Source organism: Spirosoma sp. KNUC1025 (assembly GCF_045160025.1).
Lineage (GTDB): Bacteria > Bacteroidota > Bacteroidia > Cytophagales > Spirosomataceae > Spirosoma.
The window spans coordinates 1552267-1568441 of sequence record NZ_CP087139.1; the positions used below are offsets into that span (position 1 = coordinate 1552267).

The 16175-nt window shown below is 51.5% G+C and carries 17 protein-coding genes; 15 read left to right on the plus strand and 2 right to left on the minus strand.

Annotated elements, in window-relative coordinates; genetic code table 11:
* Positions 1-100 precede the first annotated feature (100 nt).
* Positions 101-3301: a TonB-dependent receptor gene (locus LN737_RS06860; protein ID WP_405517371.1), complete on the plus strand. Its 3201-nt coding sequence runs from the start codon at positions 101-103 to the stop codon at positions 3299-3301.
* Positions 3302-3529: 228 nt separating this feature from the next.
* Here LN737_RS06860 and eboE read toward each other — a convergent pair whose 3' ends face one another.
* Positions 3530-4756, minus strand: coding sequence for a metabolite traffic protein EboE (gene eboE / locus LN737_RS06865; RefSeq protein ID WP_405517373.1), 1227 nt, complete (start codon positions 4754-4756; stop codon positions 3530-3532).
* Positions 4756-5916 carry a 3-dehydroquinate synthase gene (locus tag LN737_RS06870; protein ID WP_405517375.1) on the minus strand — a complete coding sequence of 387 codons (1161 nt, stop codon included), beginning with the start codon at positions 5914-5916 and terminating at the stop codon, positions 4756-4758. The genes eboE and LN737_RS06870 overlap by 1 nt, the downstream gene beginning before the upstream one ends.
* A 148-nt stretch (positions 5917-6064) precedes the next feature.
* Here LN737_RS06870 and LN737_RS06875 point away from each other — a divergent pair, with 148 nt between their 5' ends.
* The 14 genes from LN737_RS06875 (at position 6065) to LN737_RS06940 (ending at position 16173) form a co-directional block, all read left to right on the plus strand.
* Positions 6065-6817 carry an SDR family NAD(P)-dependent oxidoreductase gene (locus LN737_RS06875; protein WP_405517377.1) on the plus strand — a complete coding sequence of 251 codons (753 nt, stop codon included), beginning with the start codon at positions 6065-6067 and terminating at the stop codon, positions 6815-6817.
* Between the two features lie 120 nt (positions 6818-6937).
* Positions 6938-7285: a nuclear transport factor 2 family protein gene (locus tag LN737_RS06880; RefSeq protein WP_405517379.1), complete on the plus strand. Its 348-nt coding sequence runs from the start codon at positions 6938-6940 to the stop codon at positions 7283-7285.
* Between the two features lie 175 nt (positions 7286-7460).
* Positions 7461-7835 carry a hypothetical protein gene (locus tag LN737_RS06885; protein WP_405517381.1) on the plus strand — a complete coding sequence of 125 codons (375 nt, stop codon included), beginning with the start codon at positions 7461-7463 and terminating at the stop codon, positions 7833-7835.
* Positions 7836-8278: 443 nt separating this feature from the next.
* Positions 8279-8869 (plus strand): DUF4255 domain-containing protein, encoded by a 591-nt coding sequence (locus tag LN737_RS06890; RefSeq protein WP_405517383.1) that lies wholly within the window; start codon positions 8279-8281, stop codon positions 8867-8869.
* 4 nt (positions 8870-8873) lie between these two features.
* A complete protein-coding gene (locus LN737_RS06895; protein ID WP_405517385.1) occupies positions 8874-10061 on the plus strand; it encodes a hypothetical protein in 1188 nt (395 codons plus the stop codon).
* 15 nt (positions 10062-10076) lie between these two features.
* On the plus strand, positions 10077-11933 hold the full coding sequence (locus LN737_RS06900; RefSeq protein WP_405517386.1) for a hypothetical protein: 1857 nt from the start codon (positions 10077-10079) through the stop codon (positions 11931-11933).
* Positions 11861-12157, plus strand: coding sequence for a phage tail sheath C-terminal domain-containing protein (locus LN737_RS06905; RefSeq protein ID WP_405517388.1), 297 nt, complete (start codon positions 11861-11863; stop codon positions 12155-12157). The genes LN737_RS06900 and LN737_RS06905 overlap by 73 nt, the downstream gene beginning before the upstream one ends.
* 26 nt (positions 12158-12183) lie before the next feature.
* On the plus strand, positions 12184-12612 hold the full coding sequence (locus LN737_RS06910; protein WP_405517390.1) for a phage tail protein: 429 nt from the start codon (positions 12184-12186) through the stop codon (positions 12610-12612).
* Positions 12613-12623: 11 nt separating this feature from the next.
* Entirely contained in the window at positions 12624-13091 is a 468-nt protein-coding gene (locus LN737_RS06915) for a phage tail protein (RefSeq protein WP_405517392.1), read from the plus strand.
* Positions 13092-13094: 3 nt separating this feature from the next.
* Positions 13095-13280, plus strand: coding sequence for a DUF5908 family protein (locus LN737_RS06920; RefSeq protein ID WP_405517394.1), 186 nt, complete (start codon positions 13095-13097; stop codon positions 13278-13280).
* Positions 13280-13969: a LysM peptidoglycan-binding domain-containing protein gene (locus LN737_RS06925; protein WP_405517396.1), complete on the plus strand. Its 690-nt coding sequence runs from the start codon at positions 13280-13282 to the stop codon at positions 13967-13969. The genes LN737_RS06920 and LN737_RS06925 overlap by 1 nt, the downstream gene beginning before the upstream one ends.
* Positions 13966-15099 carry a phage late control D family protein gene (locus LN737_RS06930; RefSeq protein ID WP_405517398.1) on the plus strand — a complete coding sequence of 378 codons (1134 nt, stop codon included), beginning with the start codon at positions 13966-13968 and terminating at the stop codon, positions 15097-15099. The genes LN737_RS06925 and LN737_RS06930 overlap by 4 nt, the downstream gene beginning before the upstream one ends.
* Entirely contained in the window at positions 15024-15686 is a 663-nt protein-coding gene (locus LN737_RS06935) for a phage baseplate assembly protein V (protein ID WP_405517400.1), read from the plus strand. Before LN737_RS06930 ends, LN737_RS06935 begins: the two co-directional genes overlap by 76 nt.
* Before the next feature lie 46 nt (positions 15687-15732).
* Positions 15733-16173 (plus strand): GPW/gp25 family protein, encoded by a 441-nt coding sequence (locus LN737_RS06940; protein WP_405517402.1) that lies wholly within the window; start codon positions 15733-15735, stop codon positions 16171-16173.
* The last annotated feature ends 2 nt before the right edge of the window (positions 16174-16175 follow it).

Sequence of the window (16175 nt, forward strand, 5' to 3'; positions counted from 1 at the left end):
TAAAACAACGGCGAAATGGTAACAATTAGGTAATAGCCTGTTAAAATTGAGTTAAAACGGAAGCGCTCTCTTTGCAACACAAAATTCCTCTGTTGCAAAAATGAAAAAATGCCTACTTTCTAGTGTTTTACTCCTGCTTTTTACTTGTTTTTTCATCAACGAAATAATTGCCCAGACGACACAGGCTTCCATTTCGGGAGTTATCTCTGAAAAAGAGAAATCACCACTGCCCGGTGCTACAGTCCAGGTACGTAATGAATCAACCGGCTTCACAACCGGAACGGTAACCAATGCCAAAGGTGAATATTCGTTTAAGGAAATTCCGTTAGGTGGTCCCTATACGATCCGGGTTACGTTTATCGGCTATGGCGAACAAAAGCGGACTGGCTACATGGTCAATCAGGGCGACGCCATTCGGATCAGCCTGACCATGCAGGAGGCCGATCAATCGCTTGAAGTGGTGCAGGTGGTAGCGTCGGGTCTGAAAAACAAGACCGATAACCTGGGGGCCGCTACGGCGATCAGCGCCAAAACGCTGATTTCGATGCCCGTCAATGGCCGGAACTTTACGCAGCTCGTTAACCTGTCGCCCCTGACCAACAGCAGCGGTAGCCTGTCGGGGCAGCTTGGGTCATCAACCAACTATACGATTGACGGTATGACGGCCAAAAACCCTACGTCGGCGGGAGCAACGACCAGCCGGAGCGGTGCGCCGTATTCGATCTCGATTGAAGCCGTTCGGGAGTTTAAGGTAATCACCAATCAGTATGACGTCGTTTACGGCCGGGCTGGGGGTGGCCTGGTGAGTGCCGTAACGAAGGCCGGAACCAACAAACTGACCGGTAGCGTGTTCAACTACACCCGCGCCAACTGGCTGTCGAGCCGATACGATATTCGGGGCAACGTGCGTAACGTACCGTTTTCGACCAATCAGTTTGGTTTTTCGTTGGGTGGCCCGATTATCAAAGATAAACTGCACTACTTCGTGGTATGGGACCATCAGCAGGATTCACGTCCGCTGATTATTGCCGACGTACAAACCCCGCTCGACGAAAGCCGTTTTAACGTGACCAATGCGACGCTCAACCGGTATGTCGATATTGCCCGCAGCAAGTATGGGGTAGCCAACACGCAGCAATTCGGTACGTTCCCAAAAAACCGGGGGACGGATGCCGCCTTCGCCCGCATCGACTGGCAGATCAACGCCAATAACCTGCTGACTATTCGCGACAACTATACCAACGACCGGAATAAATTAGGGCTAGCCGACAATACGGCCATCAACATTTATGAGTCGTACGGTAACGATTACAACATCGACAACAGTTTGCTGGCTACGCTCCGCACGACGATTTCGCCCAAGATTACCAATGAACTGAAACTCCAGTACCTGTACACGTATCAGAAAAGCGGTCCGGGCGATCAGTTGCCAGCCGCCAATATTCCGCGTAACATCGTGGAGAACGTAACATCGACGGTAGAGGGAAGAACCTTATCGACCAATATCCAGATGGGGGGACATCGCTTTGCACAGGAAGGATTCACGAACAATGTCCTGCAACTGGTCGACAATTTTTACTACAATACCGATCGGATTCAATACACATTCGGTGCCGATCTGATGTATACACACGCTAAGTCGCTGTATGGTAGTGAGGTGAATGGTCGCTTCCATTATATCAACGATGCTTCTGGGTCGGCACTCGATAATTTCAACAACCTTAAGCCCTATCGTTTCTACCGCGAGGTGCCCCTCGTGGCCGATCCGACCGTTTACGGCAATATTTACAATCTGGGTGCTTACGGGCAACTCAGTACCCACCTGATTCCAGAACTGGAAATGACCGCCGGGCTGCGTTTCGACTACTCAATTTACCCCAAAGCCCAGTTTAATCAGGTGGTATTCGATGATCTGAAATTACGCACCGACAACCAGATTAAATCCTTTATTGCGCAGCCGCGTATTCAGTTCAACTGGGACGTTAATAACGAACACCGCACCTTTATCCGGCTGGGAGCAGGAGTGTTTGCGTCGGACATTAACAACTATATGCTGATTAACAACCTGACCTTCGACGGCAAGCATTTTGCTACGGTCGACGTGCGGGGAGCCAACGTACCAACGCCGGATTTTGCCGCTTACCGCCAAAACGCTTCCAGTATTCCGACGCTGGCGCAGTTTCAGGTGCCAACCATCAACATGACGGGTCCAGATGCTAAAATTCCGGTGCTCTATAAAGCCAACATCTCGTATTCCCGCTTCCTGACAGACAAGTTAAAGGTTGGCGTTTCGGGATATATGTCGCTGGGCCGTAACAACTATATGTATATCGACCGGAACATGGTGGCAGAACCATTCTTTCGGCTAGCCAATGAAGCGAATCGGGGCGTATACGTACCGCTGGCGTCAATGCCGACGACAGGCGTGGGCGACTGGCAGCAGGGGCGCCTTAGCAATCGTCTGGGACGGGTACTGGAGTTAAACAGCGAAGGGCGGGTGAATCAGTTTGCGGCTGTGGTGGATGCTACGTGGCAATATTTCCGGGATGGCGAAATCACAGCGAGCTACACTTGGAACGACACCCGCGATAATGTTACCTACAACGGTAACGTGGCCAACACCGCTACGCTGGTACTACCCGTCAAAGATGACCCACGCAATCTGAGCAACGTGACCTACTCGGATAACCAGTTCCGTAACAAGGTGGTCGTTTACGGTACATTGCCGTCGTTCTTTGGCGTTACGCTTGGATTCCGGTATACGGGTATTGGTGGGACGCGTTACTCGCTGCTGTCGGGGGCTAATACCAACGCCGATTTCGTAGCGACCAACGACCTAGCTTTTGTTTTTGATCGGAACAACCCCGAAGTGGCCGCCAACGTTCGGACGGGCCTGCAAGCTTTGCTCGACAACCCTGCCGCCAGTCAGAGTCTGAAAAATTACATTAACGCGTATTCGGGTCGGATTGCCGAACGTAATGGCGGAATCAATGGATTCTACGGTGTACTCGACATCCGGGCCCTGAAACGGTTCCGGTTCGGTAAGAATTACGCGCTTGAGTTCTCGGTTGACGTGTTCAATTTTACGAATCTGCTGAGAAGAGATTGGGGAACCAACAAGTCGCTGGGTACGCAGGCGCTGTATGCGTTGAGCGTACCGGCAACGAGCACTACCGCTGCCATACCGGGCTTTACCGCGTCGGTGCCGCAATACAATTACCGGGTGAATAACACAGGTGCCGTTACGCCTTCGGGCGATCCGTTCCAGGTGCAGCTTGGCGCACGGTTTAGCTTCTTTTAGATATTGAAGCTGTCTGAACTTTTGAATATACACTTAAACGAGAGTATTTTTTGTCATTCCGACGCAGGAGGAATCTTATTAGTCAAGCTTGAGATTCCTCCTGCGTCGGAATGACAAAAACGCATTGTTTTCGACTAATGAGGGAAAAGTTTAAAATAATCTCATTAAAAAGCCCCTAAAGTTCATCCACGGACTTTAGGGGCTTTTTAATGAATGATAAGGTTGTACCTACTCTATCTGCTCAACGACCCATTGTATCTCGCGCTCAATCGAATCGACTAATTCTTTCTTTAAATCATCGGGCAATACGCCCCAGGTGTACGTTTCGACTTCGAGCTGGTTGGTAAAGCGCCGATCTGCCTGCAATTTAAGCACTTCTAGGATGTCGTTTTGGGTGGATTGCAGCACACCATAATCGGCGACAAAAAGCGGTACGTGGAAATGGGCCCGCCACTCCGCATGGTTGTCGTCCAGAGCGGCCAGCGCATCCGGCAAATCCGGGTAACGTAGCAATCCAGCGGATTGGGTACGAGTCACTACCTGGTGCAGATACGTCGGTTCGTTGAATTGCTCAAACGCTTTCTTAACCTGCTCTCTTTCGGTCGGGTCAGTGGGGAACTCCGCTTTCAAAGCCGCGCTGATCTGAATTTTTCCGACGCGGAGCCCATACGCTTTGAGTTTATCCAGCACTTCAGCCGGGCGTTCGTAGCCAACCGCAAAGTGGCAAACGTCGTAACACAGGCGCACATGTTCGCAGATGGTTGCTTCCGCTTCTTCATCGGTCAGGCCAAACTGATCGCTGATTTGCTCAATACCCATTGGCAGCAGATAGTCCGTAAACCAGGTAATGAACTCATCAGCCGTTTCAATGACGCCATCGGGTTCAGGTTCCAGATCAAGGTGCATCAGCCGGTCGGTCTGCTGGTGTAGTCGGATCAGCTCAGCCACTACCTCAAGAACGTTCTGCGTAGCGAGCGAATAGATATAATCGCGGGCTGCGGGTTGTTCCCACTCGAACCAATACCGGTAGGAGAGGGGTGACGTTGAAACACCACCCTGAATGGCATTGCCCAGTTCATCGACCGGCAGCAATACCGACAGAATCCGAAATAGTCGCTTTGTGTATTCAACCCGCGCTTCGGTGGTCCAGTCGGGCGCATGAACCTGATCCTTCACCACCGTATCGTGAAACCCACCGAACGGAAAGCCGTTCATAGTGAATACGTAACAGTTGTTTTCAGATAACCAGTGCTGAAACGCGATGAGGTTTTCGGGCTGTTCAAGTTCCTCACTCGCTTCGTTAGACAGGCGCAAGCCAATACCAAACGGAGCATCCGGGGATAAGCGTTTTTTTAATTCGGGAATCGCCTGTTGTAAGGCAGCAAAGTGATCGGCCCAGGATTCACCCGCGTGAATGTTGGTACAATAGCCGAGGTGTCCGAGCGGAGTTTTCATTATTGATTGACCAGTTCCTGGGTTTTCAACGTAGCAATGGCCTGGCGGATACGATCGGCATCCATTTCGTGCACTTCTACGCCCTGACCGATCTGTTTGAGCAGCATAATCGTCAGCTGACCTCCGAGGTGTTCCCGGAATTCGGAGAGACCTTTTAGCACGCCAGTGCTGTTGTTGGCATCGAGCATGGGGTGATACAGCGCAAAGCCAAGTGTCCGCAGCGTAGTCAGTACGCGGTTGGCATCGGCTTCGGTGAGCCAGCCGAGCTGCTGCGAATAAAGCGTGTCCAGCGCAATGCCAATGGCAACGGCTTCACCGTGACGAATCTCGAAATTGGTTAACTGTTCAAGTTTATGGGCGCTCCAGTGACCAAAATCCAGCGGTCGCGACGAACCCATTTCAAAAGGATCGCCCCCCGCAATGTGTTGAAGATGCATTTCAGCACAACGGTGAACCAGGCTCTGCATGGCGGCCATGTCGCGGGAAGCGAGTGCCGGAGCGCTGGCCTCAATGCTTTCAAAAAATGGAGCGTCTTTGATAAGCGCTACTTTAATCGCTTCCGAAATGCCCGCCCGCCAATCGCGGTCATCGAGCGTTGTCAGGAACGTACTGTCGTTGAAAACAGCTACAGGTGGTACGAACGTACCGAGGAAATTTTTCTTTCCCCGATAATTAACGCCGTTTTTGACGCCAACACCCGAATCGTTCTGCGACAGCACCGTGGTCGGGATGCGAATATGACGGATACCCCGATGGGAAATGGCGGCTGCATAACCAACCAGATCGAGAATGGAACCGCCCCCGATGGCCACTACGTATGAATGCCGGTCGATGCCATATCGGTCAACGGCATCAACGATTTTTTCGACAAAAGCCGGTTCGTTTTTGGCAACCTCGCCCCCCGGAATAACCAGCAAATCGGCTACCAGATCAACCAGACCCGTATGGTGCTCAAAATACGTTGTTATACTTGTCAGTAAGTCAGGATGAGTGGCTACAACACCCGAATCGATCACAAACAGCAGCTTTTTCCGGGTTTGGTCCGTTGCCTGCTGCGCAAGAAAATCGGCGATTAGTGGGTTAGTCGTCTCGAAAAGCCGTTCGGTGAAAAAAACAGTATATGTAAACCGAACGCTAAACGCTTGATGCAAATGATTCATGAGTTGGAAAAGCAGTAGAGTAAGGCCGCTTTACTGTGACAGAAAAAAAACATCTCGTATTGGTTCCTTCGGGCGGGGGTTTTGGCGCCGAACTACCGTTTAGAATACAACCGGACGGTTATCTTTGTGAAAAACTAGTCAACGATTTATGTCCCGTATTGCTCTCATAACCGGCGCTACGTCGGGTATCGGCCGTGCTACCGCCGAAGCTTTCGCTGATCTTGAATACCGTCTGATTCTCTGTGGCCGTCGGCAGGATCGCCTGGATGAACTCCAGGAACAACTCAGCACGCAAACGTCCGTTACGACGCTTCATTTCGATGTACGGAACTGGGTTGAAGTGTATGAATCCATAAACACCTTGCCGGAAGAGTGGCAGGATATTGATATTCTGGTCAATAATGCCGGAAATGCCCACGGTATGTCGGCGATTCAGGATGGCGACCCCGCCGACTGGGATCAGATGATCGACGGTAATGTACAGGGATTGCTGTACGTATCGAAGGCAGTCATTCCGGGCATGGTCGAGCGCAAAAAAGGACACATCGTCAACCTGAGTTCAATAGCGGGCAAGGAAATTTACGCCAATGGAGCCGTTTACTGTGCGAGTAAAGCCGCTGTGGAAGCCCTCAGTACGGGCATGCGTCTTGACCTGACACAGCACGGAATTAAAGTAACGAACGTAGCGCCGGGAGCCGTCAAAACCGAATTTTCGGTCGTACGTTTCAAAGGGGACACCGAACGGGCCGACAAGATTTATCAGGGATTTACGCCCCTTTCTGCCGAAGATATTGCGGATGCGATTGTGTATGCCGTTACGGCCCCTGCTCACGTAACCATTGCCGATCTGACGATTTTTGCCGCTGCTCAGGCCGGTGCCATGACGATTTACCGGAAATAAGAATGGCGGATTTATCAAGTAAACGCCACATTATCTCAACTTTCTCCGACGCTACGTCCCGTAGGCAAGGTTTATTTTTGTGTACCAAACGCAGGTGCTCACCAATAACCTTGCTTACTGATGGATTACCAAACACTCCTGAAGCAGGCGTATGAGGCTTTCAACGCCAGAGATATCGATGCCGTACTGGCGCTCATGCATCCCGATGTCGACTGGCCGAACGGATGGGAAGGAGGCTACGTACATGGGTATGAAGAAGTGCGCGACTATTGGACCCGACAATGGCAGCAGATTAATCCGCGGGTAACGCCGGTTTCCTTTCAGCCAGGGCCCGACGGGCAAATTGATGTCGGGGTTCATCAGCTCATCCGCGACTTAGACGGTCAGGTTATAGCCGATGGGCTTATTAACCATGTTTACACAATCGAGGCTGGAAAAATAAGGAAGATGGTCATTGAATCGGTTTGATGCTACAAACCATTAGGTATTGCCTGGAAATCGCTTTGCTGGTTGAAACTACGTTTGTTCAACAGGCATGGGTATGGCAAGATTTTTATTGACGAGCTTTCTACTAATAATGTGCCTGCCTGCGGTACGGCCCTTTTCCGGCTCGGTCTACGCACAATCAGCGCCGAAACAGTCTTTGAGCTATTACGAGCTTAAAAGCCTTGTTCTGAAGCACAAACCGACGGTTGAGAGTATACTGGCTCTGAAGCGGTTCACGCTTGTTTCCAGTAAAGAACGACCGGAAAGCATGATTTATTCCTTTAAAAAAGACAGCGACAGCACAAAGATTCTTGTCCGGATACGTAAAAAGGATGGGTTGGTCAGTGAAGTGGCCTGGAATGAATCGTCCGCTACGCTCGCTTACCTCACTCATGATGCTGTCTACGATGGTTTCGTACCCGTAACAGGCAATAGCCGGTATCACAACCGCTTCCAGAATATGGCGCTTTTTGTTGGCTATCCCCTGGCCGAAGATAAGTCGGTGCCCTGTATCATACGGTCAATTGACTAGTCCATTTCGCTTCGTCTCTCCCCGGCTTTTTCGGCAACACAGCAACTATTCGTTTTCAACTAGACTCAACACAGTGACCGCCATCGAATGCGGTAAGTGTTAAGGGGGCATCGCTAAATTCTTCAAGCGTATAGTAACGAGCGGTACGTTGATCGATCAGTCAGCGGCCGGTCTCGTGTTCATCCAGAAGGCTGCAGATTCGGTCAAAAGGGTGTTGGTGGTCAATGAATTACCGCTTAATCAAAAGTTGGCTGAGGCTATTCTGTAGCCTTCTATCTTTTCCGAATCTTAGCTTAATGCCATTTATACCGTCAATAAGTCAAAAATTGGCTGACTGATGTGTATACAAATGGAATTCATGGTTTCCATACCAATACGGAATCCCGACTAATGTATCCGAGAGGAGAAAGGGTTTTGTATCGGCTTAACAAACGTCCGTACCCATGATCGATAAAGCGTTGAGTTTTCTGGAGAAGGAAGTGAACAATTACTTCGATGCCCGCTTTGGACCCAGCACCCAGAAATGGGTCATGCTTGGCAACATTGCGAAACTCGACGATGGCGGTAACGGAAATGCGGGCGGCAACGACAACAACAGCCGGGCCATGCTGAGTCTGGTCAATCTGGAAGAAGATCGGATCGCCAAAAATCCCGAGAACTTTTTCCGTACGCCCGACGGTATTGCGTATCGAAACCCGAAAATTCTGCTGAATCTCTACGTCCTGTTCGCCATCACATCGGGCAATTACACGCAGGGTTTGCAAACGTTGTCTTTTATTATTCAGTGTTTCCAGAGCAACCGCGTATTCGAATCCATCAGCTACCCGCTGCTCGATCCGTCGCTGGAAAAACTTACACTTGAATTATACACGCTGAATTTCGAACAGGTCAACCACCTCTGGAGTACGCTTGGCGGTAAATACCTGCCATCTGTCCTCTACAAAGTCCGGGTAGTCGGTATTGAAGATACGGACCGTCAGGTCGGTGGTGATCTGATTCGCGAAATTGTTCTGAATGACAGGCTAATTCAATGAGGATATGCGTTACCGGGAGTTATTTACGGTAGAGGTACTGCACGACTACTTTGCGGATGGCAAAGCCGGAACGATGCTGTTTACGCCGACCCCGTCCTGTGAGGCTGCGATGGCGGGCGCAGGATTGCGGGCAAAGTCGTACGACAACAGACTGTACGTCATTGCCCAGACTCAGGATGGCCTGAAACCATTCCGGGATTTGCCACAACCGGGCGTATTTAGTTTCTATGTACAACCTGCCGATGCCGATTTTTTTCAGTATAGCAACCTGCCGCTCAACAGTACGTCGGGCATGCGGTACTATTTTAGTAATCTGGAAGAGGCTGTAGTGGACGGTAAAAATTATCTGCACAAGCGTCACCCGGACTTCAACGCAGCCAATGCCTATACCGTCGGGCAGTTTGTACGGAGCGGAACGGGTAATTGCTACGAATGTCTGGTCAATCTGGCAACTGGTACGTCAACCCTGAACAATACGTCGCAGTGGCGAAATCACGGTAAAGTAAGCTACGCCGATGCTTCTCATGGCCGCTCATTTACCGGCTCAATAGCCAGTATGCCGGTTTCGCCGGCTTCTGATCATGTATTCGTCGAAATTTTCGGGCTGAATGCTACCAGCCTGCAACTGGATGTTCTCCAGATGGCGATGAGCTGGACGTACGAAAAACCCGTGTCGAGCCAGCCAATTTCGCTGGGTGGTTTGCCCGAAGGAATGTATCGAATCCGGGTCAATGCGGTTGATAATCTGCGGTATTATGCATCCGATAACCTCTGGACAGACAATATTGGCCTTATCCAGATTTTTACCAATGCCACGGTTCCCGCCGATTACCAGCTGCTCGACGGTGCCGGGCAGTTTCGGAGTCCGGTATTCAGCATTCGGGTGGCCGCTGTCAGTCCGCTCTGGCAATACGTAGCGCGCACAGACGCCGTAAAAAAAGTGTATGACCAGACGGCCAATGGCATTGAGTTCGAGACCGTAGCCCCCTTTACGTTTCGGAGCAAACTGCCGGTTCCTCTCCAGGAAAAAGCCTACGACAAACTGGCTATGGAATACAACAACTCCGACCCGCCAGACCCCACCCGAAAGACGGAAATTACTAAACTGACGGTGCCAGGCTACCGCAACAAACGGGCCGCCAGGAAAGACAATACGGATTACTTCATTTCTGAAATCTATTTAAACTACTAAATCTGACAAACCTCCATGGCTACCGTGTACAAAACTCCCGGGGTGTATGTGGAAGAAATTCCGAAACTGCCGCCTTCGGTGGCGCAGGTCGAAACGGCGATTCCGGCCTTTATCGGCTATACCGCTAAAGCGGAGAAACTGGGCGAAAATCTTAGAATGAAACCTACCCGGATTAGCTCCCTGCTGGAGTTTGTGCAGTATTACGGGAGCGACACCACGCCCGATACAATCAACGTAGTGGTTGATACCGCCAATAATTACGCCGTCACTCAAATAACGGTAGCCAATACCGAGCGCTATTTTATGTTCGATAGCCTGCGGACGTTTTTCGATAACGGCGGGGGCGATTGCTTTATCGTTTCGGTAGATTTGTTTGGTACCGCCCCGGCCATTGGTAACGACACAACCGGGCTTCAGGGTGGCTTGAAGGCGCTCGAAAAAGTAACTGAACCAACGATCATCCTGTTTCCGGATGCCAGCAACATGGCCCCCAACGCCGATGATCCGAATTTTTATACGCTGCAACAGCTAACTCTGCAACAGTGCGCGAACTTACAGGATCGGATCGGGCTGTTTGACCTTAAGGAAAACCAGAGCGCACCGCTGGCCAATGCCGATGCGAATCAGCAAAGTGCGGTGACGAATTTCCGGAACAACATCGGTATTAACAACCTCAAATACGGGGCCGCTTACACCCCCTGGATTTACACGACCTACCCGCGCGATGTGAGTTTCAATACGTTCAGTGGAAACGTAACGGCGGCCTCTGGTGGCGCTGTTGTCGATCTGATGGCGGTTACCGCCGATCCTGCACTGAACGAACTAGTCAGTCAGGCAAGTAAAGCTTTTGCGGATATTGCCCTCATCACGGCTAAATTAAACGCCATAGCCGATGCAGGGGACGATGGTGTGGTGCCGGGCGCAGCCACAGACCCGATGGCGGCCAATACGCCCAAAGATCGCTACCGGCAACTGGCCGACCGCTTACGTAGTGCGCCCGACGCCGGTGAACGAACCAGCCGGTTGAACAGCCTGATTGCCTTCGTCACCAATTCGTTACTGGCAGTGCAAACCATCAACGATGCGGCACCGGCAGGCGTTACGGGCACAAGTTTGCTGAATGACATCAATGCCTATGCGGTTTCGGATTCGCTCTGGCGCGGAGCAGTTAAGGATTTAATCGGTATCCAGAAAAATGCTGCGACGATTGGGATTACCGCCGTTGATGCGGCTGCTGTTGATGCACTGTACGGAACTGTGGACACTACCTGGCTGGGTGCAGCCGCCACTACCTTTGGGGCCAACACAACCGACTATACCAATGCTGGAACCATAACGGGCGCTTCGCTGGCGAACGTAATCGAAGCAGCCATCAATGCAGCCTTTAATAAAGTCACTGCCTTTTTCGATACCGTTTCGAGTGCGGCCCAGACGTACCAGAAAGCGGCTCAGGACAATCTCTACGAAAAGCACACCATCATCGGCAACATTGTTCGGTACATCAAAAAAGAACTGAGCAAAATTCCACCCAGTGGAGCCGTCGCTGGTGTATACGCCCGCGTCGACAATGCGCGGGGCGTCTGGAAAGCTCCGGCCAATGAAAGCCTGAATTCTGTACTCGGACCATCGGTCAATATCAGTCACGACCAGCAGGCTAACCTGAACGTCGATGCCGTAGCTGGTAAATCGGTCAATGCCATTCGGGCGTTTACGGGGCGCGGTACGTTGGTGTGGGGGCTCGTACACTGGCTGGCAACGACAATGAATGGCGATACATCAGCGTTCGCCGGTTCTTCAATATGGTGGAGGAAAGCACCCGAAATGCTACTGAACCTTTTGTGTTTGAGCCAAATGACGCCAATACGTGGGTGAAAGTTCAAACCATGATCGAAAACTTCCTGACAAATCTGTGGCGACAGGGAGCCTTGCAGGGCGCCAAACCCGAACATGCGTTCTACGTAGCGGTGGGCCTAAGCAAAACCATGACAGCGCTGGATATCCTGGAAGGTCGGATGATTGTCGAAATCGGTATGGCGGTAGTACGTCCGGCTGAGTTCATCATTCTGCAATTCTCTCACAAAATGGCTGAATCCTAATCATCCACCCTTAACGTCTTTCTAACATGGCAACATATCCCTTAGCCAAATTTCATTTCCTTGTCGACTGGAACGGCAGCAAGGTCGGATTTACGGAAGTAACCGGCCTCGATATGCAGGTGGAGGTTATCGAATACCGCGAAGGCAGCAGCCCCGAGTACTCGAAAATCAAGATGCCGGGTCTGCAAAAGTTCAGCAACATTACCCTTAAGCGCGGCACCTTCGCGGGCGACAAGGAATTTTACGCCTGGATGCGCACCATCAATCTCAATACGGTAGAACGCCGGGATCTTACCATCAGCCTGTTGAATGAAAACCACGAGCCGGTCATCAGCTGGAAGATACGTAACGCTTTCCCGACTAAAGTGCAGGCAAGCGACCTGAAAGCCGACGGCAACGAGGTGGCGATAGAAACCCTGGAACTGGCACACGAAGGACTCACGGTCGTTGACTGATCGGGCAGGTTATGGCAGATACAAATACGCCGAAGGCAGGTGGTTATTATCCGCCGGTAGGTTTTCATTTTCAGGTAGTTTTTCTCGGATTGGGTAACGACAACGACCAGCGTTTTCAGTCGGTGGGCGGGCTGAACGTGGAGTTCGATGTCGAAACGGTGAAAGAAGGCGGAGAGAACCGATTCGAACACAAGTTGCCGGGCCGCGCCAAATACCCGGATCTGTCGCTTAAACGGGGCCTGCTGAAAGATTCGTCGGTCATTAACTGGTGCCTCAATGCACTGAAAAACCGAACCATCAGTCCGGTTGACATTAACGTTAGCCTGCTGAACGAAAAACATACACCGCTCATGACCTGGAAAGTCTACAAGGCCTGGCCACGCAAATGGAGCGTAAGTGATTTCAATGCGGGCGAAAATTCGGTAGTGGTCGAGTCGCTGGATATCTGCTATAGTTATTTCGATATTGAAAAATCCTGACGTATGCCAGTTGAAATCAGGGAATTGGTAATCAAGGTGAACGTAAACCAGCCCAGTCCGTCGGGTGGGGAGGGAAGCAGCAGCCAACCGGCCAGCCAAACCAATGCCGACCAGCCACCTTCCGATAAAGTAGTGGCGGATGCGGTGGAGCAGGTACTTGACATCATAAAAAATAAAGAGGAACGCTAATGGCCGGAGAACTTGAGAAACTGAAAATTATTGGCTTCAAGGATGCCGCCTACAGCGATCCGCCGAACGGGATGGACCCGTTTGAAGCCATGCTCAACCCTGAAACGTACACACTCGACTACAAGGTGGAGTATCAGGATGGGCAGGGGCAGGGGACCAGCCATTCGCAGCAGCGGTTTACGGTCAAGAAACCGGAAGAGTTTTCCTTTGAACTGCTGCTCGACAGTACGGGCATTGTGGATGGAAACCCCCGCGAATCGGTTGAGGACGATATCATTAAACTCCGCGACCTGCTGCTGAAGTACGAAGGCGAAATCCATGAACCCAAGCATTTTAAAGTGGTATGGGGGAGCCTGCTCTTCAAAGGCCGCTGTACGGGGCTGAACATTACCATCAAGCTGTTCAACCCCGACGGAAAACCCATCCGGGCCGTTTGCAAGGTCAGCTTCAAAGGCAGCGTAGAAGATAACCTGCGGACGGCTACCGAACGTCGTCGCTCACCCGATCTGACGCATTACCGACTGGTGAAAGCTGGCGATACGTTGCCCATGCTGTGCTTCCAGATTTACGGGAACTCCAGCTATTACATGCAGGTGGCGCGGGTAAACAAACTGTCCAGTTTCCGGCAGTTGCAACCGGGGCAGGAGTTGTTTTTTCCGCCACTATCTAAAAACACACCTGTCCGATGACCGACCAGCAAGTTATACCGAGCAGTCAGCCCAAATCCGTTGCTACGTTCACGGTTCTGAGCGAAGGCGACGGGCTACCCGATACGGTAAACGTACTGAGCCTGACTGTAAACCGGGAGGTGAACAGGCTGGCTTCGGCTACGCTGATCATTCAGGATGGACAGGCATCGGCGCAGAGTTTTGCGGTCAGTAATGGCGAACAACTGATTCCGGGAAAGAAAATCGAAATCAAGGCAGGCTACCGGAGCGATCAGGATACCATTTTTAAAGGCGTGGTCATTCGGCACAGCATCAAGGTTCGGAAAAACGTATCGCTGCTGGTAGTCGAGTGTCGGCACGAAGCGGTGAAAATGACAACCCAGCTCAGCAACAGTTATTTCCACGATCAGAATGATCTGGAAGTGGCCGAGCAACTGATTCAGAAACATGGCCTGACCGCTTCCACCGACGGCGACGTACCGGCGCATAAAGAACTGGTTCAATTCAACGCCACCGACTGGGATTACATGCTTTGTCGGGCCGAAGCGAATCGTCTCTGGGTAATTACGGAAGACGATAAGCTAACCGTTCAGCCGCCCGATTTTGAGCAGGAACCCGTCCTGTCGGTCCAGTTTGGAGCCACGGTGAAAGAACTTGATGCCGAAATCGATAGCCGTATACAGAACAAGCAGCTGAAAGCGATTGGCTGGAATCCGGCTGAACAGGCCCTGATCGACAGCGCTGAAGCCAGTAATCCCACTGTACCACCGGCCAGCAATCTGGCTGCGGATACCCTGGCCGACGTAACGGGGAACGAGTCGTGGCAGTTACACCATCCGGCTTTGCCAGAACCCGAGCTGAAAGCCTGGGCCGACGCTGCCCTGCAAAAACAGCGGTTGAGCAAAATTCGGGGACGTGTCCGTATCGACGGGACGGCCGAACCGATGCCCGGTAAAGTGTTTCAACTGTCGGGAGCGGGCGAGCGCTTCGAAGGTAAGCTGATGATTACGGGCGTGCGGCATCAACTCGAAAAAGGCAATTGGGAAACCATCATCCAGTTTGGCGACGACCCGAAATGGTTTGCCCAGACCTTCGACGTAACGCAGCCGCTGGCTGGCGCATTACTGCCCCCGTGCAGGGCTTGCAGATAGGCGTAGTGACCGACCTGGAAGACCCCGCTGGCGAAGAGCGAATCCGGGTACGGCTGCCGATGGTGAATGCTGCCGACGATGGTGCCTGGATGCGTATGGTGAGTCTGGATGCCGGAAATAATCGCGGTTGGGTTATTCGGCCCGAACTGGGCGACGAAGTTATTGTGGGTTTTCTGAACAACGACCCCCGGCATGGTGTGGTGCTGGGCATGGTGCATAGCAGCAAACATGCGGCTCCTATTCCGGCCAGTAACGATAATCATCAAAAGGGGTTTGTGTCGCGCAGCGAACTGAAAGTGCTCTTTGACGATGAAAAGAAAATCATTACGATCTCAACGCCCGGCGGTCACCAGTTTGTGATGAGTGACGATGAAACCAGCATAACCCTACAGGATAGCAACGGCAATAAGCTGGTCATGGACTCCAATGGCATTACGGTAGAAAGCATCAAAGATTTGAAAATGAAAGCGGCCATGAACGCGAATCTGGAAGGGGGTGTGCAAACAAAAGTGAGTGGAGGGGCAGGCGCTGAGCTATCCTCCGGGGCCAATACCGCCGTAAAAGGAGCAATCGTACAACTGAATTAACGAAGATTTAGAAAGCAGGTTCAACCAGTTCCGAAACCGAAACGACATGGCTGCCAACGACTTTATCGGGAAAGGGTGGAGCTTTCCGCCGAGTTTCAATCCGGCCATACCGGGCGTCGAGATGACCGACCAGTATCTGGATATTCAGCGGAGTCTGGAAATTCTGCTGACGACGCGTATTGGTGAGCGAGTCATGCAGCCCAAGTATGGGTGCCATATGGAAGAATTGCTGTTCGAGAGCCTGAATACCAGTACCAAAACGCTGATTAAAGACCGCATCGAAACGGCCATTCTTTACTTTGAACCACGTATCGAGGCCAAAAAAATCGAGATCGACGACTCCCGGCAGAACGAGGGCGTCATCCTTGTCCGGATCGACTATCTGGTAAGCGCCACCAACAGTCGATTCAATTTTGTTTTTCCCTTCTATCGAAACGAAGCGACCGAAATAAACATCCTGACGACCAACCACCCGCTTGCTCAGTAACT

Coding starts and splice junctions, on each gene's coding strand:
- LN737_RS06895 (WP_405517385.1), top strand. CDS start 8,874: ATGCGTTACCGGGAGTTATTTACGGTAGAGGTACTGCACGACTACTTT.
- LN737_RS06875 (WP_405517377.1), top strand. CDS start 6,065: ATGTCCCGTATTGCTCTCATAACCGGCGCTACGTCGGGTATCGGCCGT.
- LN737_RS06930 (WP_405517398.1), top strand. CDS start 13,966: ATGACCGACCAGCAAGTTATACCGAGCAGTCAGCCCAAATCCGTTGCT.
- LN737_RS06860 (WP_405517371.1), top strand. CDS start 101: ATGAAAAAATGCCTACTTTCTAGTGTTTTACTCCTGCTTTTTACTTGT.
- LN737_RS06910 (WP_405517390.1), top strand. CDS start 12,184: ATGGCAACATATCCCTTAGCCAAATTTCATTTCCTTGTCGACTGGAAC.
- LN737_RS06935 (WP_405517400.1), top strand. CDS start 15,024: ATGGTTTGCCCAGACCTTCGACGTAACGCAGCCGCTGGCTGGCGCATT.
- LN737_RS06900 (WP_405517386.1), top strand. CDS start 10,077: ATGGCTACCGTGTACAAAACTCCCGGGGTGTATGTGGAAGAAATTCCG.
- LN737_RS06940 (WP_405517402.1), top strand. CDS start 15,733: ATGGCTGCCAACGACTTTATCGGGAAAGGGTGGAGCTTTCCGCCGAGT.
- LN737_RS06925 (WP_405517396.1), top strand. CDS start 13,280: ATGGCCGGAGAACTTGAGAAACTGAAAATTATTGGCTTCAAGGATGCC.
- LN737_RS06915 (WP_405517392.1), top strand. CDS start 12,624: ATGGCAGATACAAATACGCCGAAGGCAGGTGGTTATTATCCGCCGGTA.
- LN737_RS06870 (WP_405517375.1), bottom strand. CDS start 5,916: ATGAATCATTTGCATCAAGCGTTTAGCGTTCGGTTTACATATACTGTT.
- LN737_RS06880 (WP_405517379.1), top strand. CDS start 6,938: ATGGATTACCAAACACTCCTGAAGCAGGCGTATGAGGCTTTCAACGCC.
- eboE (WP_405517373.1), bottom strand. CDS start 4,756: ATGAAAACTCCGCTCGGACACCTCGGCTATTGTACCAACATTCACGCG.
- LN737_RS06920 (WP_405517394.1), top strand. CDS start 13,095: ATGCCAGTTGAAATCAGGGAATTGGTAATCAAGGTGAACGTAAACCAG.
- LN737_RS06905 (WP_405517388.1), top strand. CDS start 11,861: ATGGTGGAGGAAAGCACCCGAAATGCTACTGAACCTTTTGTGTTTGAG.
- LN737_RS06890 (WP_405517383.1), top strand. CDS start 8,279: ATGATCGATAAAGCGTTGAGTTTTCTGGAGAAGGAAGTGAACAATTAC.